The 21142-nt window shown below is 54.1% G+C and carries 20 protein-coding genes and 1 pseudogene; 6 read left to right on the forward strand and 15 right to left on the reverse strand.

Features of this window, described 5'->3' with window-relative positions; all coding sequences use genetic code 11:
• Positions 1–22: 22 nt before the first annotated feature.
• A complete protein-coding gene (locus A3SI_RS02670; RefSeq protein ID WP_009053516.1) occupies positions 23–2365 on the reverse strand; it encodes a patatin-like phospholipase family protein in 2343 nt (780 codons plus the stop codon).
• Between the two features lie 266 nt (positions 2366–2631).
• Here A3SI_RS02670 and A3SI_RS02675 point away from each other — a divergent pair.
• A pseudogene (locus tag A3SI_RS02675) lies at positions 2632–3131 on the forward strand (DUF4494 domain-containing protein).
• A gap of 123 nt (positions 3132–3254) precedes the next feature.
• On the opposite strand, the gene A3SI_RS02680 reads toward A3SI_RS02675, so the two are convergent.
• The 7 genes from A3SI_RS02680 to A3SI_RS16975 form a co-directional block, all read right to left on the reverse strand.
• Positions 3255–3584 (reverse strand): DUF3347 domain-containing protein, encoded by a 330-nt coding sequence (locus tag A3SI_RS02680; RefSeq protein ID WP_083836430.1) that lies wholly within the window; start codon positions 3582–3584, stop codon positions 3255–3257.
• Positions 3491–4078 carry an efflux RND transporter periplasmic adaptor subunit gene (locus A3SI_RS21410; protein WP_009053518.1) on the reverse strand — a complete coding sequence of 196 codons (588 nt, stop codon included), beginning with the start codon at positions 4076–4078 and terminating at the stop codon, positions 3491–3493. The genes A3SI_RS02680 and A3SI_RS21410 overlap by 94 nt, the downstream gene beginning before the upstream one ends.
• 29 nt (positions 4079–4107) lie before the next feature.
• Entirely contained in the window at positions 4108–4938 is an 831-nt protein-coding gene (locus A3SI_RS21415) for an efflux RND transporter periplasmic adaptor subunit (RefSeq protein ID WP_050977341.1), read from the reverse strand.
• A gap of 1 nt (position 4939) precedes the next feature.
• Positions 4940–6421: a TolC family protein gene (locus A3SI_RS02690; protein WP_009053520.1), complete on the reverse strand. Its 1482-nt coding sequence runs from the start codon at positions 6419–6421 to the stop codon at positions 4940–4942.
• Positions 6411–7193, reverse strand: coding sequence for an efflux RND transporter permease subunit (locus A3SI_RS23095; protein ID WP_009053521.1), 783 nt, complete (start codon positions 7191–7193; stop codon positions 6411–6413). The genes A3SI_RS02690 and A3SI_RS23095 overlap by 11 nt, the downstream gene beginning before the upstream one ends.
• Positions 7190–10270 (reverse strand): efflux RND transporter permease subunit, encoded by a 3081-nt coding sequence (locus A3SI_RS02700; RefSeq protein WP_009053522.1) that lies wholly within the window; start codon positions 10268–10270, stop codon positions 7190–7192. Before A3SI_RS02700 ends, A3SI_RS23095 begins: the two co-directional genes overlap by 4 nt.
• Positions 10271–10421: 151 nt before the next feature.
• Complete coding sequence (locus A3SI_RS16975) at positions 10422–10823, reverse strand: HYC_CC_PP family protein (protein ID WP_050977342.1); 402 nt, start codon at positions 10821–10823, stop codon at positions 10422–10424.
• Between the two features lie 170 nt (positions 10824–10993).
• On the opposite strand from A3SI_RS16975, the gene A3SI_RS18760 reads away from it, so the two are divergent.
• The 5 genes from A3SI_RS18760 (at position 10994) to A3SI_RS02730 (ending at position 14058) form a co-directional block, all read left to right on the forward strand.
• Positions 10994–11557 (forward strand): hypothetical protein, encoded by a 564-nt coding sequence (locus A3SI_RS18760; RefSeq protein ID WP_009053524.1) that lies wholly within the window; start codon positions 10994–10996, stop codon positions 11555–11557.
• Complete coding sequence (locus tag A3SI_RS16985; protein ID WP_156810131.1) at positions 11497–12087, forward strand: hypothetical protein; 591 nt, start codon at positions 11497–11499, stop codon at positions 12085–12087. Before A3SI_RS18760 ends, A3SI_RS16985 begins: the two co-directional genes overlap by 61 nt.
• Positions 12088–12182: 95 nt before the next feature.
• The gene (locus tag A3SI_RS02720; protein ID WP_009053526.1) at positions 12183–13403 is read left to right on the forward strand and encodes a M28 family metallopeptidase; all 1221 of its coding nucleotides are present in this window, start codon (positions 12183–12185) and stop codon (positions 13401–13403) included.
• 17 nt (positions 13404–13420) lie between these two features.
• On the forward strand, positions 13421–13702 hold the full coding sequence (locus tag A3SI_RS02725) for a hypothetical protein (protein ID WP_009053527.1): 282 nt from the start codon (positions 13421–13423) through the stop codon (positions 13700–13702).
• An 11-nt stretch (positions 13703–13713) separates the two neighbouring features.
• Positions 13714–14058: a DUF2200 domain-containing protein gene (locus tag A3SI_RS02730; RefSeq protein WP_040669885.1), complete on the forward strand. Its 345-nt coding sequence runs from the start codon at positions 13714–13716 to the stop codon at positions 14056–14058.
• A gap of 90 nt (positions 14059–14148) precedes the next feature.
• Here A3SI_RS02730 and A3SI_RS02735 read toward each other — a convergent pair whose 3' ends face one another.
• The 7 genes from A3SI_RS02735 to A3SI_RS20070 are packed head-to-tail and all read right to left on the reverse strand — an operon-like array spanning position 14149 to position 21079.
• Positions 14149–15012 (reverse strand): metallophosphoesterase family protein, encoded by an 864-nt coding sequence (locus tag A3SI_RS02735; protein ID WP_009053529.1) that lies wholly within the window; start codon positions 15010–15012, stop codon positions 14149–14151.
• Complete coding sequence (locus A3SI_RS19570) at positions 14966–15850, reverse strand: hypothetical protein (RefSeq protein ID WP_202946838.1); 885 nt, start codon at positions 15848–15850, stop codon at positions 14966–14968. Before A3SI_RS19570 ends, A3SI_RS02735 begins: the two co-directional genes overlap by 47 nt.
• The gene (locus A3SI_RS19575) at positions 15847–16347 is read right to left on the reverse strand and encodes an SLC5/6 family protein (RefSeq protein WP_202946839.1); all 501 of its coding nucleotides are present in this window, start codon (positions 16345–16347) and stop codon (positions 15847–15849) included. Before A3SI_RS19575 ends, A3SI_RS19570 begins: the two co-directional genes overlap by 4 nt.
• Positions 16348–16372: 25 nt before the next feature.
• Positions 16373–17221 carry a SusD/RagB family nutrient-binding outer membrane lipoprotein gene (locus A3SI_RS21420; protein ID WP_262491749.1) on the reverse strand — a complete coding sequence of 283 codons (849 nt, stop codon included), beginning with the start codon at positions 17219–17221 and terminating at the stop codon, positions 16373–16375.
• Entirely contained in the window at positions 17218–17829 is a 612-nt protein-coding gene (locus A3SI_RS21425) for a SusD/RagB family nutrient-binding outer membrane lipoprotein (protein WP_262491750.1), read from the reverse strand. Before A3SI_RS21425 ends, A3SI_RS21420 begins: the two co-directional genes overlap by 4 nt.
• 12 nt (positions 17830–17841) lie before the next feature.
• Positions 17842–19272 carry a TonB-dependent receptor domain-containing protein gene (locus tag A3SI_RS20065; RefSeq protein ID WP_238531567.1) on the reverse strand — a complete coding sequence of 477 codons (1431 nt, stop codon included), beginning with the start codon at positions 19270–19272 and terminating at the stop codon, positions 17842–17844.
• The gene (locus A3SI_RS20070) at positions 19157–21079 is read right to left on the reverse strand and encodes a TonB-dependent receptor plug domain-containing protein (protein ID WP_238531565.1); all 1923 of its coding nucleotides are present in this window, start codon (positions 21077–21079) and stop codon (positions 19157–19159) included. Before A3SI_RS20070 ends, A3SI_RS20065 begins: the two co-directional genes overlap by 116 nt.
• Between the last annotated feature and the right edge of the window lie 63 nt (positions 21080–21142).

The following is a 21142-nucleotide window of genomic DNA, read 5'->3' on the forward strand; positions in this document are numbered from 1 at the left end:
AGCCTCCTTTCTCCTGACCTACCTACTCCTCTTGGCGTAGCTGGGTTAGGCGAATGGCTCCGGCCTCAGGATCAGGAGCTGGCCAAGCGGCCATGATGGCTTTAAAACGCGACAAGCTCTGCTGGTTCTCTGGGCGATTTAAATTGTTAATAATCGACAGCTTCTCCCGAGAAGTAAGCCGCCAGTTCAGGGAAGCCCGCTGCACCTCCAGCTCATCAGCAGAATAGGTTCCACTAGGATTTCGATCCTTCAGGTAGCTGCTGGCCGCATACTCGAAAGGCACCCGCTCTATCGGAAAAGGCATCTGCTCGCGCATATAATTCAGCAGCGCCTCGTTATGCAGCGTCTGCACATTGTCCCAGTTGACTAAAACCCCACGCAAAGGCGTAAAGAACTTCTGGAGTAAGCCGCGCGACACAGTCTCTTCGATCTCTTCCACCTTCTCACTGTCGCGAATCGTCAGCAGCACCACGCCCGAGGTATTCGCCTCGATCCAGTCCTGAAAGGTGGCCACGAAGCGTAGTGCATCCTGAATCCCGAAATTATCCGACAACCCTGCGTCCATCGTCTCCATCCGCGGCAGGGTGGGTAGCTGAATATTCGGGGTCACATACGGAAAGGTCGCCGCCATCCTTAGAGCCGAACTAAACCGCAGCTCCTCCGCACCATAATCGGCAAAAAATCGCGTAAACGACACACCTTGCACCTTTTCTGACACCCCGGAACCCGCTAAAACTGCCGAAGAAGCCCCTAAATACCCCATCGGGCTGGAGCTGATGATCAACTTTCGCCCATCATTGGTGATCAGCGGATTAATCGGCAGCAGCGGCAGCTCGGCACGCAGCTCCCCCTCCCGAAAATGATGCAGCGGCACGTCCAGCAGCCCCTCCGTATTTTTATTCAGCTGCTGCTCGAAAGCAAAGCCCCTATCCTTCAGATAGCGCTTGCCCCCATACTCAAAATGCTGCCTGCGGATCAAAATATCGTTTACCAGCAGTGTGAAAATAATCGGATTTAAGTTATCGGCCGCTATTTTTTCGCGGTAGCGGGTCTCCAGCAGCGGAAAAGCTAAAGGGTCCTCCAGGTGTGCCTGGTAAAGGGCCTTAAAATAAGCCGCTCCCACCAGCCCCCCGGAAGCTCCTGTGATCAGACGGGTATTGGCCATAAATTGGCCAGGGGCCAAAGTCTCCAGCTGCTGCAGCAAGTGAAAGGTCCACAGCGCGGCCCGCTGCCCTCCCCCACTGGTGGTAACGATAAGCAGCGGAGGGGGGCTGTCCGCCGGGTACTGGGCACGCCAGCGGTTTAAAATCTGCTCCGTATCCTCGCGGTCTGCACGCAGGTCCGCCTCCTGACTGGCCTCCGCGATGGCAGCCAAGTTGTAGACTTTGGGCGGGAGCCCGTAATCTAATCCGAAGGCCTCATGCGGTCGGTTCAGCCACTGCGTTTTACTCGCAAAATTAAAGAGCAGCAAAATGCCCACCACTGCCAGCGTAGTCCACTCCCGGAGCCAAAAAGAAAGTGCGCCCACAGCCATCATCAGCACCGTCAGCATCAGCAGCCCACTGGCCGCAGCCGGAATCTGTAGCAGCGGCACCTCCCGCAGAAAGCCGAGTAGAAAAAGCAGGGTGAACAGCCCCACTTGGATCAGCACCAGATTCAGGTGATTCTGGTCGAACACACGGAGCAACTTGCCACTTTCGAAATCCCGCAAATCGCTCCGCACCGGCTCCCAGCGCCAGCCCCAGCTCAGAAAATGCGTCACCCGGTAGCGCTCCCGCTTGCGGTCCTTATACTGCCGGAGGATATTGGCCCGCGGGATTTTGGTTTTTTTCAGGCGGCGCTCGACTTCGTCGGCAAAGAGGATGAAGAAGTGCTTGTTCGTAAAGCCGAAATACACGAAAAACAGGATAAAGGTCAGGAGCGATCCCAGCCCAAAACCCAAAAAGTGCACCCAGGGCGTGAGAGGACTCTCCGGAAGGTTTTGATACTGAAAGCGGATGAACTGAACGCAATACAGCAGATAAAAAATAAGTGGAATCAAGCCATTATTCACACAAAACTGCAGAAATGGCCTTTCGATAACGGCTAAAAACTTAAACTTGGCACCATCCAAAATGTACGTGGTCATGTGAAAGCCCATGGTGAACAGGGCCAGCGCGATACCTAAGATAAAGAAGCTTTGGAAAGAGACCGCATTCAAGTACTCAGGATCTAAAAATAAAAAAGGGATGCCGAGGATACCACCGAAGCGCTCAAATATAATCAAAAATAGGAGGAGCCACAGCGCCAGCAGCAGTAGGTTCTTACGCAGATGCAAAAGCAGCAGCTGTATGGGAAAGGCATAGCGAAGACGTGGACGTGGCATAGTAAGTTCATTTAAGGACGAGCGACTCCCTCTGCGCAGCAGCTTTCCTACCGAGAAAAGATAGGAAAAATACCGTTTAGTTTACAAGATATACGCACTTTTTCCTCACTCGTTCCTAAAAAGCTCCGGTTTTCCAGGAAAAATGAGCAGAAAGGAGCCTTGCGGCGCTGCATGCTTTGGCCCCCGGCCAGAAAAAAAGGCGGCGGTCAGATTTGGCAGCGCAGCCCAGAACCTGTACCTTCGTAGGCGATAAATTTTTACCCCTTATGAGAACCTGGTTTTTATGTAAAGTCAAGTATGCCAAGGAAGATGAACAAGGCCTACTGAAGAATGTATCCGAGCAGTATCTGGTCGATGCCGTTTCCTTTACCGAGGCGGAAGCCGCATTTACGACATGCTGGGCTCAGTGATTCGCGGGGATTTTCAGGTGACGAATATCAGCAAAAGCAATATCGTGGATGTCTTCTTCTACGAGGATATCGACCTCTGGCATAAATGTAAGATCACTTACGTGGTAGCCGACGCAGATAGTGGTAAGGAAAAAAAGGTGACGCAGTACATGCTCGTGACCGCCATGGATGTGAAACAGGCTTACGAGCGCATTCATGAGAGCCTGAGCAATATGCTCGTGACCTTCCGCGTGCCCGATATTACGGAAAGCCCGATCGTGGAAATTTTCCCTTATGAACGTGAGGACGAGGAGCTCCTGCCCCCTCCTCCGCCGAACCTAAGGCCCCTAAATGAGGGCGAAGGCAGTGCAGAGTAGCGCGGGCCAGCCTGCTAAACGTTTACATGCATACGAAAAAAGGATGTTTCCGAGGCTTCAGCGCTCAGAGACATCCTTTTTTTAGGCCTGTAGGGCTGTGCCCAGAGCATGTGGGCGGCGGTGCTAACGCACCAAAAATTCCCGCGTCACCTCGCCACAGGTCATCATCTTTGACCCGAAATACGGGTTTTGGATCTTGGACTCCATGCTCAGCCAGGAGGCACCTTTATCATCGAAAGCCATCGGACAATACTGTACATAGACTTTTTCAGCCGTGCCAAAACGCTCCACAGCAGCCAGCATGCTATCGGAGACCAGCTCGAAAAGGGCGCGCTGCTCCTCCACATCTCCTGTCTCCGCTAACTGCCGCAGCTGTCGCTTGAGAAAATCCTGCTGCCGCTTCCACCAGCCTGCTGCCGACTCTTCCAGACCGGAGCCATCGAGGGCCTCCACCCGCTCACGTAGGCAGGCACCTTTTGGGCCGCCGCAGCAGCATCGGTGGCGACGAGCGCATCTTTCAGCGCCATGTAACTGGCCACCACTTGGTCGAAGGCACTGGCGAAACCAGCATCCACCTCCACTGCCGTGTTTTCAGGACGAAGCATCAGGCTGTATTTACCCGTCAACTGTGCGGCTGCATCCACGGCGAAGGTTCCCTGCTTCACCACGCGATCGCCCTCTTCTATACCGGATAAAATCTCATAGGAATCCCCGAGCCGCTTGCCAAGCTTCACTTCCCGCATGCGGTAGGAAGGACTACTCACTCCCCCTTCTTGGACGAAGACCACCGAGCGTGGCCCAGACCAGAGCACTGCTGCGCGCGGCACCACCAGGCCCTCTATGCCAGAAGCGCTAGCGACGGCTCGCACAAACATTTCCGGTTTCAGGCGACCTCCTGGATTAGCCAGCACCACACGGGCCGCCGCCGTCCGCGTTTGAGGATTCACGATAGGATCGATGTAGCTGATTTTGCCCTTCAGGCATCCCCAGGCGCTCCGCTTAGCTCCAGCTCCACCTCCGTACCTTCGCGCACGGCCGGCAAATCCTGCTCATAAACAGCCAGCATGGCCCAGACCGTGCTCAGGTCCACGATTTCAAAGAGCACGGTGCCTCGCGTGATAAAATCGCCTTCCGTGACGTTACGCACGGTCACGATGCCAGAAACATCCGCATAAATCGCTAAAACATCCTCCAGCTCTTCTCCACTTTCCAGGGCGTCGATTTGGTCTCCGGATAGCTTCCACAGCCGCAGTTTTTCGCGTACAGCCCGATAGAGCTCTGGCTGCTGGGCCTTCCGTGCTGCTGCCTGCCGCAGCTCCTGCTGGGCACTCAGGAGTTCCGGCGCGTATAATTTGGCCAGCAAGTCCCCCTTACGTACCTGTTGGCCCGTAAAGTTCACTGCCAGATGCTCCACGCGCGCACCGTAATTCGCTGCATAGCGACGGATTTCCTGTTCATTCGCCTGAATTTTTCCCGTCAGTGTGAGGCGTGCAGCTGCGGCACCCCGCACCACCTGTTCGGTTTCTACTCGTGCCAGCGCTGCCGCATCCTCGCTCATGGTGAGCAGGAAAGGATCATCATTATCCATTCCTTTAAACTGGGACATCGGCACCAGGTCCATGCCGCAGATCGGGCACTGACCAGGCTCGTTTTGGCGGATGTGTGGGTGCATGGGCGAGATCCACATGCCTGCATCCCCTTCCTCTTCGGCCACCTCTTCTGAGCCGCCCCCTAGCAGCATGCCGAAGCCTGCGCCGAGAATAAAGACCACTAAAAAGCCTGCAATAATTTTTGTATTTACTTTCATCTTATTTTCCTGTATGTTTTGCCGCCAGGCGCTCATAGGCCGCCCGCACTTTTTCTACTGCCACTTCTGCTTCGATACGCTGCGCCTGATAGCTCAGGAGCTCCTGCTGGATATTGACCACTTCAGACAAGCTTCCGGCATTCCCGATGAGTGCTGTTCCTGCCCAATTTAGCGCCTCCTCTAAGAGGGCTACCTGATCCGCTAAAAGCCGCAGCCTGCGCTCCGCCTCTTGCTTGTCGCGATGCAGGCTTTGGAAGGAAAGGAAAAGCTCCTGCCGCACCTGATCCTGCTGCAAGGCGAGTGCTCCCGCCTCTTCCCGTGCCGCTGCGGCCTTCGCTTTATACTTGCGCCGATACAGCGGCAGGTTCAGCGAGACCATGGGCATCACCATGTTGTTTCCCATGCCCATGGGCACAAACATCCCCCCTTCCGGGCCAGGTGCCCCCATTTCAGGTCTTGGGCTAAAAACCATGTAATTCACCCCCAGCCCGATCATGGGTGCCCCTTCCAGGCGTGCCATTTTCACCTCCTGCTCGCGGGCAAGCTGCTCTTTGGCCAGCATGGCCAGCATGGGATTCGCCTCCAAAACCTCCAGAGGAAGCTCCTGCGCATCGGGCAGCATCCAGCGCGTCCCCGCAGGTCCTAGGGAGGCCTGCACCGGCACTGCCTCTTCACGTCCCAGCAGGGTACCGATCTGGAAATACGCCAGCTCCAGGTCATCTTGACGCTGTTCCAGTGCACTTTCTAAGGCCATCCGCTGCATGCGCAAGCGCAAAATTGCGGAGTAGGCCCCCGAGCCGGCTCCTGCCTCCATCCCTCCCATGCCAGCACCTCCGGAAGCAGCACCTGAGGCGCTCGTGGCCGGAGCCGCTCCCATGCTGCCCATGCCCCCCATAGCAGAGCTCGCCGAGGACGCCCGACCCCGAAGCGGGCAAAGCCTCGCTGAGGCGCTGGCCGCTGCCAAAGCCCCATCACCGCCCTGCAGACGGATAAGCGCCAGCTCCTCCAAAGCCTTTAGCAGGGCTAAATTCTGCTCATCTAAATCCTGTAAGGCCTGCAAGCGATATATCTCCAAATAACTGATTTCGAGCGCATAGGCGACTTCCGTAAGCACCTCTCGGTAAGCAGCATGCACCGCCTCGGCCATAGCCGCTGCCTCCGCCTTTTCAGCCTTCAGCATCCCGAACCAGGGGAACATTTGCATAAGGCTACCCTCACCGCGCTGATCCCCCATCAGCAGTTCCATCGGGCGCGTAAACACCCCCACCTGCAGCTCTGGATCCGGTAAAAAACCCGCTGCACCTGCACGCTCTAAGGCCGCTCGATGCCGCTGCGCTGCGGCTTTGGCCTGAGGGTTCTCCCGAAGCGCCTCCTCCAGAAGCATCTGAAAATCCTGCCCCCGGGCGGGAAACTGGAACAGCACGAGCCCCAGCATCAGGAGCCTTAGGCCTCCCGGCCAAAATAAACGAAGCTTATTTTTCATCTTGCCACCTCCATTTCAATTCTTGATAAAAACCATACAAAACAGGCACTATAAACAAGCTGATCAGCGCCACCGCCATCCCACCGAAAGCCGGAATCGCCATGGGGATCATGATGTCCGCACCACGCCCAGAAGAGCTCAGCACGGGCAGTAGCGCCAGCAGGGTCGTCGCCGTGGTCATCAGGCAGGGACGCACACGCTTCAAGCCTGCCGCTACCACCGCCTCGCGGATTTCCTCCCGCGACTGGGGCTTGAGTTTGTCGAAACTTTGCTTCAAGTAGGTCCCCATCACCACACCGTCGTCCGTCGCTATACCGAAAAGTGCGATAAAGCCCACCCATACAGCTACAGAAAGATTAAACTGCTGCATTTGAAACAGGTCGCGCAAATTAGTACCCAGCACCTCCACATTTAGAAAGCCCTCCTGGCCATACAAGTAAAGCATGATAAAGCCCCCAGCAAAGGCCATCGCGATGGAGGTGAAAATCATCAGACTGAGCGCCGTGCTGCGGAACTGCAGGTAGAGAATCAGGAAAATCACCGCCAGCGAGAGGGGAATCACCAGCTGCAGGCGCTGCTGTGCTCGAACCTGGTTTTCATAACTCCCGGAAAAGACGAAGCGCACGCCGGCAGGCACCTGCAAGTCACCGCTTTGGATCTTTTCGTCTAACAGGCGCTGGGCATCTTCCACCACCTCGACTTCTGCATAGCCCGCACGACGGTCGAACATGACATAGCCCACTAAAAAGGTGTCTTCTCCCCGAATCATCATCGGCCCGGGCGGAAGCGAATCTCCGCCAGCTGCCCCAGCGGCACATGCGCGCCACTCGGCGTCGGCACCAACAGATCACGCAGGCGATCTGGATCATCTCGGTACTCACGGGCATAGCGCAGACGGATGGCATAGCGCTCCCGGCCTTCCACGGTAGTAGAGACGGCCATGCCTCCTATCGCCAGCTCGATAAACTCCTGGATCTCTGTCATGCTGAGCCCGAAGCGTGCGATTTCCCTACGGTCAGGGGCCACCTCGATGTACGGCTTGCCCAGAGAGCGATCCGCAAAAACCGCCTCGGCCTTCACGCCCGGCACCTCACGCAGGGCGGACTCCAGCTCCAAGCTAAAGGCTTCGATCGTCTCCAGATCAGGGCCATACACTTTCATGCCCATAGGCGCACGCATCCCCGTCTGCAGCATCACCAGGCGCGTCTCGATCGGCTGCAGACGTGGCGCTGCCGTCACACCAGGAATATCCGATGTAGCATGCTGAATCTCGTACCAGATGTCATCGGGACTGCGAATATGATCCCGCCACTGCCGGTAAAAACGCCCCTTTTCAGGATCCGCGATCAAATAACGCGGCAGATCTGCCAGAATCTCCCGTCGCAGCTCCTGATCCACATAGCGCACATGCTCATCCCAGATGAGCCCCGAAACGCGGTCATGCCAGTACGCCTTACCTCCATAGCGTAATGGAAAGAATCCATCTTCATCCACCTGAAACCGAAGCTTGCGCCCCTCCACATCTTGGAGGTATTCCGACTTGTAGTTGATAATATTTTCGTACATGGAAAGCGGCGCCGGATCCAGTGGACTCTCTGCCCGACCGGCCTTGCCCACTACCATTTCCACCTCGGGAATCGCCTGCACGAGCAGGTCCAGCTGGCGCAAAATCTCCCGGTTGGCCTCCACCCCACTATGCGGCATGGCAGAAGGCATCAGCAGGAAAGCCCCCTCATCCAGGGCAGGCATAAATTCATTGCCCATACCCGGAAAGCGTTTGGCTGTCTTTTTATACCAAGATGCATCCGAAGGCTCCGCGCCGGTACTTTGCCAAAGGCGTGGGAAACCCAGCCACATCAGCAGCGCCAGTCCCATGATACTTAATGGCAGCAGCATAAAGAGGAGCGCATGGCGCAAAAACAAGCGCAGCAGCCGCTCATAAACACGTAAAAACAGGGCAAACCCACCTAAAACTAGGCCTAAAATCAAAACGATAAAAAAGAAACTGGCCAAAAGGCTATTCTCAGGCCCCAGCGGCCGCCATGCCTCCGCCAGCAAGGTGGAGACAGTCAAAAGACCAATGCCTAAGGCCACAGGATTCTGGTAGGCACGATACGCCTCTAAACGTGGACTCAGCAGCGGCAAAAGTTGATTCACTCCTAAAAGCAGCAGAATAACCCCTACCCAAAAGGAAATAAATAGCCCCGCCACACCCAAAAGCAGCAGCACCGCCGGTCCCATCCAGCGCCACTTCGGACTGCGCAGGCGACTGCCCAAAACCCAATGCGCCAGCGCCGGCATGATGAGCAGCGTAAAGAAAAGCGCCGCGATCAGTGCGAAGGTTTTCGTATAGGCCAGCGGCCCGAAAAGCTTGCCTTCCGCTGCCTGCAGGGTAAACACCGGCAAAAAGCTAATGATCGTGGTCATCACGGCCGTTAAAATCGCTCCACTCACCTCTGTCGTAGCGCGAAGTACCAGCTGCAGGCGATCTTCTACCCGGTCTTTCGCCTCCTCCAGGTGACGCAAAATATTTTCATTCAAGATAATCCCTAAATCCACCATCGTCCCGATCGCAATCGCAATTCCGCTAAGGGCCACGATATTCGCATCCACCTGCACGTACTTCATCAAAATAAAGCACATCAGCACGGCCAGGGGCAGCAGCGCTGCAATAAGCAAGCTGGCACGCAGGTGGCCCACCATCACCATGATCACGATGATGGTAAGCAGCATCTGCAGGCTGATTGCCTCATTAAGGGTGTAAAGTGTCTCTTTAATCAAGCCCGAACGATCGTAAAACGGCACCAGCTGCACCTTAGAAATCGTTCCATCGGCCAACTGCTTGGAGGGCAAGCCTGGACTAATTTCAGCGATTTTTTCTTTCACCGCTTCGATTACCTTCAGCGGATTATCTCCATAACGCGCGACCACCACGCCGCCGACCGTTTCTGCCCCACCCTTATCCAGGATGGCACGCTCCGCCCGACTGGATGGCCCTAACTGTACGCGAGCCACATCTTGCACACGCAGCGGAACGCCCTCCACCACGCGAAGCACTGCCTCTTCGATATCCTCGAGACGCTTCACATAGCCCAAGCCACGGATGATGTATTCCACCTGATTTACCTCCATGGTATTGGCCCCCACGTCTAAGTTGGAACCCCGCACCGCCTCCATGACTTGCATCAGGCTTACCCCATGCTCCCGCATGGCCACGGGATCTAACTCCACTTGGTACTCGCGCACGTGGCCTCCAATGCTGGCCACCTCAGCCACCCCAGGAGTACCCGCGAGGGCATAGCGGACAAAATAATCTTGGATACTGCGCAGCTCGTGAAGCTCCCAGCCACCCGTGGGTTTACCGGAGGCATCTTGGCCTTCTAGGGTGTAAAAAAACACCTGCCCCAAGCCTGTAGCGTCAGGTCCAAGCTGAGGGGTCACCCCCTCGGGAAGTAGATTCGCCGGCAGCGCATTTAACTTTTCAAGGATGCGGGAGCGGCTCCAGTAAAAGTCCACATCGTCTTCGAAGATGATGTAAATGGACGAAAAGCCAAACATGGAGGTGGAGCGCGTCACTTTCACGCCCGGCACACCCAGAAGTACAGAAGTAAGCGGATAGGTAATCTGATCCTCCACATCTTGCGGAGAACGGCCCATCCACTCCGTGTACACGATTTGTTGATTCTCCCCGATGTCCGGGATAGCATCCACAGGAACAGGGTCGCTGGGTAGAAACGGTACCTGCCAGCCGAAAGGCGCCACGACGATCCCCCAAAGGGTGAGTAGCACCAAAAGCATGACCGTCACCAGCTTTTGGGTCAGGAAAAACTTAATGATTTTAGATAACATACATTGATTTTAATAGCCACAGAAAAGAAGCAGAGGCGGAAAAGCAGCACATACTTGGATAACATATACCCGTACAGGGCATGTCTCCAAACGAGGGCACTGCCCGAAAATGAGCTCGCACCAGGCAGCCCATTCGCCAAAAAAAATCGTGCTAAATCAAAAATACGCCATGCTGCACATGCAGACGCGGACGGTTTTGGCCCCAGTAATGCTCGTCAACAGGGGAACTTGGCTGGGAGCCAAAGGTGAAAATGACAGCACTCCCTACACGCGCATGTAGCCAAAACCCAAAGCTCCAATCAACAGGAAACACCAGCGTCTCACTGGTAAAGGCTTCGCTACTAGGCACCACATGGAGCCGATTCGGCTGCTCCACATGAGAGACATCCTCACAGCAGGGCATCGGGCTTTCTGCCTCTGGGCAACAGGTTTTCTGCTCGGCATACAGATTTATGCGCTTAAAATCCTCTCCACAGAAATGCATGGAGTAGCTCATTCCCGCATGGAAGAGGGAATAAATGAGGAGTAGCGCTATTTTTACCGAAGCTCGCATAGAATTACCGAACGTAACGGTACAAAGAACGAAAAGTTGCCTCCAGCATCGGTATAGAATTTTTGATTTTTTTTTATATCCACGGCAGGTCGCGCCTTCAGCGCAAAAGGAATTTGGAATTTCCTCCGAAATGCTGCTGTTTTGTAAGGCCAATGATACGGCCCCCTTCTATGCAGCAGTTGGCTTACCATCTCGATCAGCTCAGCGGAGTTTCCCACGCGACCAAAGCCCTTCTTTACCAGCAGCTTATACACCAGCCCGAGCTCCTGGAGGTTCCCGACCAGGTCCCCATAGCAGCGCTTTCCATAAAGCACTGGCAGCGGCTCTGCGCACAAAAAGAGGCCCTAGCCACCGAAACCGAGCAGCTTTTTCGTGAATGGGCCCGCCTGGGAGTGGAGGTCATTCAGTGGACCGATCGCTTTATCTATCCCGCCGCCTGGAAACAGCAGCCGGGAACCACAGCCCCTTTTCAGTTTCTAGTGCGGGGTGCGGTCGACCTTTTGCGACAGCGACCCTTAGCCTTCCTACCGGGCAGCAGCGCAGAGAAAGAGGGGCTTTCCAAAACCACTTTTCTAAAGAAGGCACGCCTTTTTGGCTTATCTGCCTGTTTTTTGATGCCGATGGGAACTTTGAACAGCTTTTATCAGCTGAGGAAGCTGCCGCACAGCCCTGTTTGCTGCTCCTGCCAAGCAAGCAGCTGGCCTCAGCATGTACTTTTTATGCGCAGGCCTTAGCACAAGGGCGCTGTCTGCTCATCGGAGTGCATAGCACAGAAAAGCGCTTGCGGGCACAAGCTTGCGGACTTGCTGACAAGCTTTATATCAGCTCTTGGCCTGAGGGACCGGCACTCCGACAGCTTTTGGGGCAGCATCTCCGCCGCGGCCTATGCTGCTTGCTGGCAGGTAAGCAGGCGCTGAACTGGGAGGCTTTGGCACTGGGTTTTATCCCCATTAATCGTTTTGGCGAGCTACGCCTGCTGGACGAGAGCCGGCGCGATTTAGACAGTTTTTTACTCCCACCGGCGAATATTCCCACCGTGCAGGAGCAGATCGGGCAGCTGGCTGCGCGGCTTATTTTGGCCAGTGGGCCAAAGAGCATTCCCCCAGAGCGTTTATTACAGGCACTACAGGCCCCAGAGTCCGCACTGCCGCAGATTTTACAGGGCTTAGCAGCGTCTAAAGACGTTTATATCCGCCGGCAAGGCACCAAAACCATCATCGGACTGCGCTACCTGCAGCGCCAAGAACGACTGGCCTTGGAATAAAGAATTTGCACTCGGAACGCATTGAATTTCTTAAGAGAAAGTACTAAAAATTCCTAGAAAACGTTAATTTGCGACAGCAACTAAAACCACATTATATGACGCAGTTAAACTCCCTACTCAAGCACAGTGTCTATGTGCTTCTTTGCTTCTTTTTGGCCCAGGGGGCCTATGCCCAAGCCCCCGCTACGGAAACAGAAAAGGCCACCGAAAGGCTCAGCCGGCACGTGCACATATTAGCTGCCGACTCCATGGAGGGGAGAGGACTGGGCACAGAAGGGCGCCTAAAAGCGATCCGCTACATCGAGTCCGAAATGGCAGCAGTGGGCCTACAGCCACTACCGGGAGCAGACAGCTTTCGCCAGGAATTTGAATTGCGCATCGCCCTGATCAACTTGAAAGGCATCAACTTGGTCGGCATGCTTCCCGGGAGCGATCCGGAGCTACGGGAAGAATATATCGTCGTGGGTGCCCACTACGATCATTTAGGGTATAGCGAGCGGGGAATTTTCCCGGGTGCAGATGATAATGCTTCCGGTGTAGCGGGCATCTTAGAAATCGCCCGCATGCTGCAGGAAAAAGGGGAACCCCTGAAACGCAGCATCCTTTTCGTGGCTTTTGATGCTGAGGAGAGCGGTCTGATCGGGGCTGAGAAATTCGTAGAAGCAGCTAAACCCTTCCCGAATTCGGCGATTAAGGCCATGTTTTCCTTAGACATGATCGGCATGTACGAAAAAAAGGGGAGCCTGGAACTGAAAGGATTGGAGACTTTGGCCGAAGGCCTCTCCCTTCTGGAGCGCGCTGAAAGTCAGCACGATATCCGCATCAAAGGAACGGCGCCCACTATCGAGCGGCGAACGGATACGTGGCCCTTCGGGCAAGTCGGCATTCCGGCTATCTATGTGAATACGGGCATTATTTCTCCTTACCATACGCCTCAGGATAAGGCGAACTTGCTCGACTACCCGGGGATGGCGAAGGTGAGTGCCTTCCTGAGCGATCTTCTCACTGAAATGGCGCTGGCCCCAAGCCTGAGCCCCATCGAAAATCTAAAAAATCTACGAAATGGCGGCTCGGCGAAGCGTCTAAACACAGGCGCGCAGTTTGCCATGGGCAATGCCTTTAACCGGCATAGAAGCGCGGCATTTAATAGTTTCGGGGTCGTGGCCTTTGAGGCAGGTTTAAATGCGGAGTACAAGTTGAAAAATCGCTTAGAGTTAAGCTTGGCAACCTTAGTGGAATGGCACGGTGCGGAGCTTGGGGAAAGCATTCTTCGGAGAGCCTCGCTGACTGCCCCCTGCATCTGCGCTATAATTTGATAAGCGAAGGGGAGAGTGTGCGCTTATTTTTAGGTACAGGCCCGTATGTGCGCTATGACTTAGGCCAGCGGGATCCGGATGCTTACCTGTCCTTTACAGGTAGGACGCCGGAGCAAGTGGCTGCCGCTTCGTTTAACAACGTAGAGTTGGGGCTTAGTCTCCAGGTGGGGATGCAGGTGTCGCGCCGCGTCACGCTGCTCGTGGACTGGCGCTATGCCCTTACGGACCTGTATGCGGTCCCTGGTGACAGCGATATTTACGCGCGTGGCTTCCGAGTAGGTCTTGCGTATGGATTTTAACTGCCGCCCAGATGAAAATATTTCAGATGCCACTGGCGGATATCTATCCCCATTACATACAGAAGGTAGAAAAGAAAGGCCGCACACAGGAAGAGCTGGAAACAGTCATCACCTGGTTAACAGGCTATACGAAGGAAGGACTGCGGGCGCAGTTGGCCGCTCGACATGATTTGGCCACCTTTTTTGCCCAGGCACCGGCGCTGCATCCGAATGCGCCACTTATTCGCGGCATGATTTGTGGCCACAGAATCGAGGAGATCGAGGATCCGCTGATGCGTCAGATCCGCTACATGGATAAACTTGTGGACGAGCTGGCCAAAGGCAGGAAAATGGAAAAGATTCTCCGTACTGCCTAGGCAGCTAAGCTCAGATACCTGTGGACAGAAATATACCGTTCAGGCAAATTGTCAGAAATTCAGAGCCTTTCCCTTTAGCTAAAGGGCTCCTTAGCTGGAGAGTACCGGAAAAAAGCCTTCAGGAAGGGGAATGGGAAGCCCTTGCTGTTGGGTTTCCGCCTCCGGCAAAATGTCACAGTTGTCCCAAATCCCCGTACTCAGCGTAAGAGCATAAGCTTCTGGTAGGCAGGCGGCGCGCATCGCTGCCTGCGCTTCCAGATGGGGGTAGTGGAGTCGTTCGAATGCCAGCTCGATGCCTGTTTTTTGCGCCTTCAGGCGCGCATACCAGGTATGCGTACCACCGTCATTTGCAGGCATGCCGATAACCCCTGGATTTATCCAAAGCCCATTTTCCAACTTCTCGTAGAACGGAAGCCCGCAGTGCCCTGCGATGAGGATATCTGCACCCAGCAGGCGAAGTAAAGAGGCCTTTTCTTCCGCGGGGCTGGAGCGGAACAGGAAGGCGCTTTGGTCTGGATAGCCTCCGTGCAGCAGGACCACCCGATACCCCTGCCAGCTCCAGCGCAGCAACTGAGGCATGCGCTCCATAAAGGCAAGGTGCCGCTGCTCGATGCGCTGCTGCACAAAAGGGAACCAGCGTTTACTCAGCAGGTCGCAGGTGCTACCCTCCTCAAAATTACACCCACAGTCCTCCTCTCCGGAGAGCAGCTGATCTTCCACATTTCCGCGAATCGCATGTACGCCCCAGTCTTCCAACAGGCTGTAGCAGGCAGCGGGTGAGGCGCCGTAGGCGGCCACATCACCGGTGCAGAAACAGGCAGCTGCTGGAATTCCTAAAACTTCAGCCTGCTGTTTTAGCGCTTCTAGAGCGGGTAAGTTACTGTACACACCACCAAAAAGCAGCAGCTCATCGGGAGCCGCTTGTGGCCAACTTAGCGTTTTTTCGAGGGTCATAGTTCAAATAAGAGAAAGGAATAAAGAGAAGAAAGCCGCCCACGAAGGCCAGAACATTAAAGAAGAGCAGCCCCGCATAAGGCCCCGTGGTAAAGTACCAGCTGCTCTGCTCAGGGGCGAAAATCACTGCCAAGCCCGCCAGAAAACCCAATGCCACCGGCAGATGAAAAGCGAGTGGATGCATGACCCGCTTCCGCGGCAATAAAAACACAGGGCCGAGGCCCAGCACCATCGTGCCGCTAATCGTGCTTGCCGAAAGCAGAGAGGGCGAAAACAGAAGCGGGAGACTGCCTAGCACCGCTGTAATGGCCATGAGCTGACGCCCCTTTGCGATCTGCACGCCCGCCTTCGGGAAAAGCCGCAGATCGCGACTGAGCAGCTTGGTAAAAGAGGTGAAAGTAGAGTCCAGTGTGGAGGCCGCAGAGGTCAGCATAATCGCATTCACCACCAGCAGCATCCCGATTCCGAAATAGCGCGTCACCGCCACCGTGGGACTTGCCCCATCCGTCGCCAACCCCTGCGCGAAAACCCCTGTCAGCGAAAAGCAAAGGATGCAGAGTGCTCCCACCGCCCCCGCCAGCCCAAATGCCAGCAAGGCCTTTTTCGGGCGCACTAAAAAGCCCCTATCCGTCATAACGGGATCATGAAATCCATAACTCAGCGCCTGCAAAAGCGCTACCAGCAGCAGATTGAGCCCCGTCCCCCAAGACCAAACGCTGCCCTCCAAAATGGAGCGTTCCTGCCGCGCCATCTCCGGAAACAAAAGCCCTAAAATAAAAGCGAGTAGGCCGATAAAGAGAATCATCTGGATAACATCGGTGAAAATACTGCTTTTCATCCCCCCTTCAGGGTGTAGCCAAGCGTCAGGGTCGTAAAGACCAGAATACTCAGGATGTAAGGGCTACTGCCCTGCGGGCCAAAGTGCAAGCCTATCACCATGGCATTCGACCAAATTTCATTCAAGAGCCGCACAGCCAGCAGCAAACTGAACACCACCAAGGCACTGCGCCCATAGTGATGACCTAAAAACTGATGCAAACTCGTGGCACCGAATCGTGTGCGGAGCCGGTAAATAATACCTCCAGTCAATAAAAAACTCAGGTAATACGCTGCGTATGCCAAGCCACCTACCAGTCCGAAGGCATACCCCAGATCAGCCGCATTCATAATCGACTTGGCAAAGAGCCAAGAAATCACCAGGCTCGCTGTTAGCGCCCAGAAACCCGTCTCCTGATTCTTTTTAGCACCACGGAAAAACTCATAGGCACTCGTAGCCAAAGGGCATAGTACAGGAGCGCCCCAAAGCCCACCAGCACCATGCCCCACTGTAACCAAGGCACATAAGTTGAAACACCTACTATTATCTCTTCGCCCACCAAACGTCTACGTTAAAACTATTGCCATCCGTGGCTGCCGCTGCCTGCTGGAAATTGGCATTATTCAGCGCATCTTCTGTGGCAGGATAGGGCATACGCCGCGGCATAATCCCGTTATTCAGAGAGGCCGCCACAGGAAGTAAGGCCGGGAAACCCGTTCTACGATGCTCCGTCCAGCCCTCGTAGAAATTTACTGGCATGGCCAGCCACTTTTGGACCATGATTAATTCGATTTTATCTGCTGCTGACGCAAAGGCCGCCGGACCTTGTGTCAAGTATGTGGCCGGAAGTGGTACCTGCCAGAAGGCAAAGGCTTCCGCTACGGCCGCCTCATACCAGGGCTGTGGGTCGCCAGAAAGCAGGCCCCGCTGCATGGCTTCTGCTACAAAAAACTTCTGCTCGAAGCTCGTCAGAAACTGTCCGCGCATCGCGCCACCTTCCTCGCGGAAAATACGACCGGAGAGACTAAAATCAGCGATCGAAATCGAAAGCTGCGAGGCATCTTGGCCATTTCTTAAGCCACGGAACGCTTGCGGATTATTGGCCGTAGGCCGAAAATAACGCGCCGCACGTGGATCCTGAAAGCGATTTAAAATGCCTTCCATCGTCTCGGACATCAAAAATAGGTTAAAATCCCCTACACGAGCCGTCACCAGTCGAAAATTATTTGGCTGTCCTGCTGTGAAATTGAAGAACGCGTCATCCTCTGGCGATAAAATAAGATCCCCAGCAGTCCATAAAGCCTGCAGCTCAGCGCGTACATCCACAGCGCCAGAAATTCGCATCAGCAGCTTAAAGCGCAAACTATTCGCGAAGCGTTCCCATTTTTTCAAATCCCCACGGAATAAAATGTCACCAGCCAAGCCTGTGGTGCCCCTGCGGCGGCCTGCAACTTCTCCACCGCCTCACGCAGGGTGGCCAAAAGTCCGTTTTCCCCAAGATAGATCTCCTCTTGTGCATCGTAACGGGGCTGGGTAATGCCTCCCGTACGCCCCTGAAGGGCTTCGCTGTACGGAATGTCCCCATACAAATCGGTGAGCTGAGCGAACATCAGCGCACGCAGCACCAGCGCCGGGCCTTCATAGACTTGGAAAACAGGATTTTCGCGAGATAAAGCCAACAAGTTTTCATTGTCCCGCAAGTTTTCAAACAGAAAAGGCCATGGGTTGCCCCCGTTTTGGGGCTGGGTGAGACTGTGGCGATCGAAGAGGTTAAAGTCCACCGCCATGAAATACTGACCCAATAGATTTCCCGCCACAAAACCCTCGTGGGAAGCGTTTTCGATGTAATCGAACAAGACCTGGCGCAGTAAAAACTCCGGCTGTACACTCACCGGCACAGTTGGATTCGTATTGATCTCTGTGAAATTTTGATCGCAGGCTCCCAAGCTTAGGAGCAAGGCGAGACAAGCACTTTTTATAAATGTAGCTATGGCTTTCATGTCTTTTCGCAATTAAAAGTTAACCTGTAAACGAACCCCCATACTTCTCGGCGTCGGATAGGCCATGTCCTCTACTCCCCCCTGGACGCTCTGGCGCTGAAAAGATACCTGCTCCGGATCGAAATGAGGAATACGACTCCACATCCATAGGTTTCGGCCAATGAGGGCGACCTGTGCCGATTTGGCTCGCTTCTTCAAGAAATCAGCCGGAATATCGTACCCGATAGACAGCTCGCGGAGACGAATAAAATCTGCACTGAAGGTATTGTTCTCCTCATTATTTCGATCATAAAACTGACGGAAAAAGGTCTCCGCAGGAATCGGTGTTGTGTTCGGTACGAAATTTGGACTTTCTGCCGTCCCGATATTCACCACACCGGGCACGATAATACCTTCCTCGGGACGATTAACCGTTTCGATGAGCTGGCCACCTGCGCCTGCGAAAGCAGTCGTTCTGGACACGATCTGCCCACCGATGCGCCAGTCGAGTAAGGCGGATACGCTGAAGTTTTTATAGTTTATGGAGTTAGCGATACCGATCATAAAGTCAGGGTTATAGTTACCTAATAAGCGCAAGTTATTGTCATTAATAAACTCACCACGCTCATTCACGATAAATTGACCCTGATCATCCCTCAGATACCCGGTGCCCCACATATCTCCTAAGCGCCCTCCCTCAGACACGATATACCAAACGGTCTGGTTCACATTATCATACACCCGATTAAAATCCAGCACAAAAGAGCCTCCCGGCAGCGATTCCACGCGGTTAGTGAACTGCGTGAAGTTCACATTGATATTCCAAAACAGGTTTCTGCTGCGTATGGGCTTATAATCTACCATCACCTCATACCCAAAGGTCCGCACTGCACCGCCATTGATATTCTGGAAATCGAAACCGGAGCTGTTAGCGATCGGCTGAGAGATGATTTGATCCCGCGTCAGCATATTGAAATAGGTGAAGTCTATTCCGATTTTATTACGCAGCAAGCGCATATCCGTCCCAAACTCCCAGCTGGAAATCCGCTCTGGGCGCAAGTTGGCATTCGGAATCACCTGCTGCTCGCTAAAGGTAGGGTTTCCCGCCACAGGAACACGCGGCTGGAAGGTCCCAATCGTCTGAAATGGCCCTGTATCATTCCCCACCTCCGCATAACTGGCGCGAATCTTCATAAAATTGATTGCCTCTGGAAGCTGGAAAAAACTACTTGGTATAAAGGCCGTAGAGACGGAAGGATAGAAAAAGCCCGTAGGATTCGTACCCTCTGCATTAGCTAAAGCAGAAGACCAGTCATTTCTACCCGTAATATCCACGAAAAGGTAATCCTTATACCCGATTTTGGCGAAGCCATAAAGAGAGTTTATCCGCTTTCTGCCGAAATCCTGAAAATACTGGATCGGGCTGGCGGCATTTGCTAAGGTAAAAATTCCCGGCTGTGCCAGCTGTAGCGTCTGTGCCTGCGTCAGTCTCAGCGGTCTGATCCATACGGTTCGCACCCCCGGAGATCGCGATGTCCCAGTTGCCAAAGGTGTTTTTATAATTGATTAAAAGGTCACTGTTGGTCTCCTGGTAAAAGAAGGTCTGCTCCGCAAAGGCCCCCAGCGGGAAGCGGTTAGAGCTGAACGCCCGTCGGAAAGCACGGTCTTCGTTTTGGCGCTCGCCGCCAGATCGCGCCAAAAAGGACCAGTTGTCGTTTAATTCATAGGTTACCGCCACATTTCCGATCACACGAAAACGGTCAAAGCTATTTCTATTCTCTAAAAGCGTGAAAAAGGGATTATCAAAGAAGGTATAGTTATACGAAAACTGCTGGATGCCTTCTAAGCCGGGCTGCCAGAAATCCCGAAGCGAGTTGATATTCGTTTGCCGACCCATCCAGCCGACCATCGCATAGTTAATGTTTTCGGATCCGTACTTTGTCGCAGGGCGGTTATCACTACCCGTGGTCAACGCATTAAAATTCCCCACCACCTTCAGCCTCTCGATCGGCTCAAACGTGAAATTCCCATTCACAGAGCGGCGGCGCAAGTTCACCCCTGGAATAAAGGAGTCGCTATTTAGGTCTGTAAATGAGAGCCGCGAGCTGAAATTATCTGTCCCTGCGGTCAAGGCCACATTATTTATAGTTGTGATACCCAGCTCGAAAAAGTCACGCACATTATTCGGCTGCGAGACGAAAGGCGTCGGTGTGATAGGAAGCCCCCCATGCACACGGGTATCGCCACCTCGGACCACAGTGCCATCCGGTAAGGTCACTGGACTATCAAACTGCGGAATAAGTAAGCCCGCATCCAAGCGCGGCCCCCAGCTAAACGTAATGTTATCGTTTACACCGCCGCCGAGTCCATCGCGAAACTCAAACTGCCCGGAGTTTCCCTGTCCAAATTTATTTTGAAACTGAGGGAGACGGAAGGGACGATCGAAAAACAAACTTGTATGCATGCTCACGCCGATGCCTTTCTGGCCCTCCCCTTTTTTCGAGGTCAACAGGATGACCCCATTCGCAGCACGTGCACCATAAAGGGCTGCCGCTGAGGGTCCCTTCAGAATCGTCACGCTCTCGATATCGTCTGGATTGATGTCCATGGCACCGTTCCCGAAATCTACCTCCATAAACCCATTCGCCGTATCATCGGTGATGTTCACTAAGGTGGCATTATTTATCGGCATGCCGTCCAGCACGAAAAGCGGGTTGTTATTCGTAAAAGACGATTCTCCGCGGATGGTAATACGCGAAGTAGAGCCCACGCCCGTGGAGCCCTGCGTCACTGTAACGCCCGCCACACGGCCCGCCAAATTATCCACCACGTTCACCGACTTAACCTCACTTAGCTCACTTCCCCGCACCTGCTGTAAGGAATAGCCGAGGTTTTGGTACTGCCGCTCGATCCCCAGCGCCGTCACCACCACCTCAGAAAGGCTCTCCCCAGGGGTGAGAAGCACCTCATAGTTAAACTGCTGAGCAAACAGCGTCACCTGCTTGTTCTCATAGCCCACATAGGAAAAATTCAATTGTTTCAGGCTCTCTGGCACTTGCAGAATAAAAAAGCCCTCCAGATCTGTGGTCCCGCCCACTGCCTGACCATCTACGAGGTAAAACACATTCACCCCGATGAGCGGAATACGCTCCTCAGCATCCAACACTTGACCTTGAATTTCGCGCAGCTTCTGCGCAAAAGATTCGGGTAGAATTCCGCCTAGCAAAGCCAGAAGGAAACCGAAAAAAAACAGCGTAAAGGTTTTTTTCATATAGAAGATTTCGAAGAAATTTTGGGGAAAGATACGGAGAAAATAAGCGCTTGGATCCTGCAG

Source organism: Nitritalea halalkaliphila LW7, from assembly GCF_000265075.1.
GTDB classification, from domain to species: Bacteria; Bacteroidota; Bacteroidia; order Cytophagales; family Cyclobacteriaceae; genus Nitritalea; species Nitritalea halalkaliphila.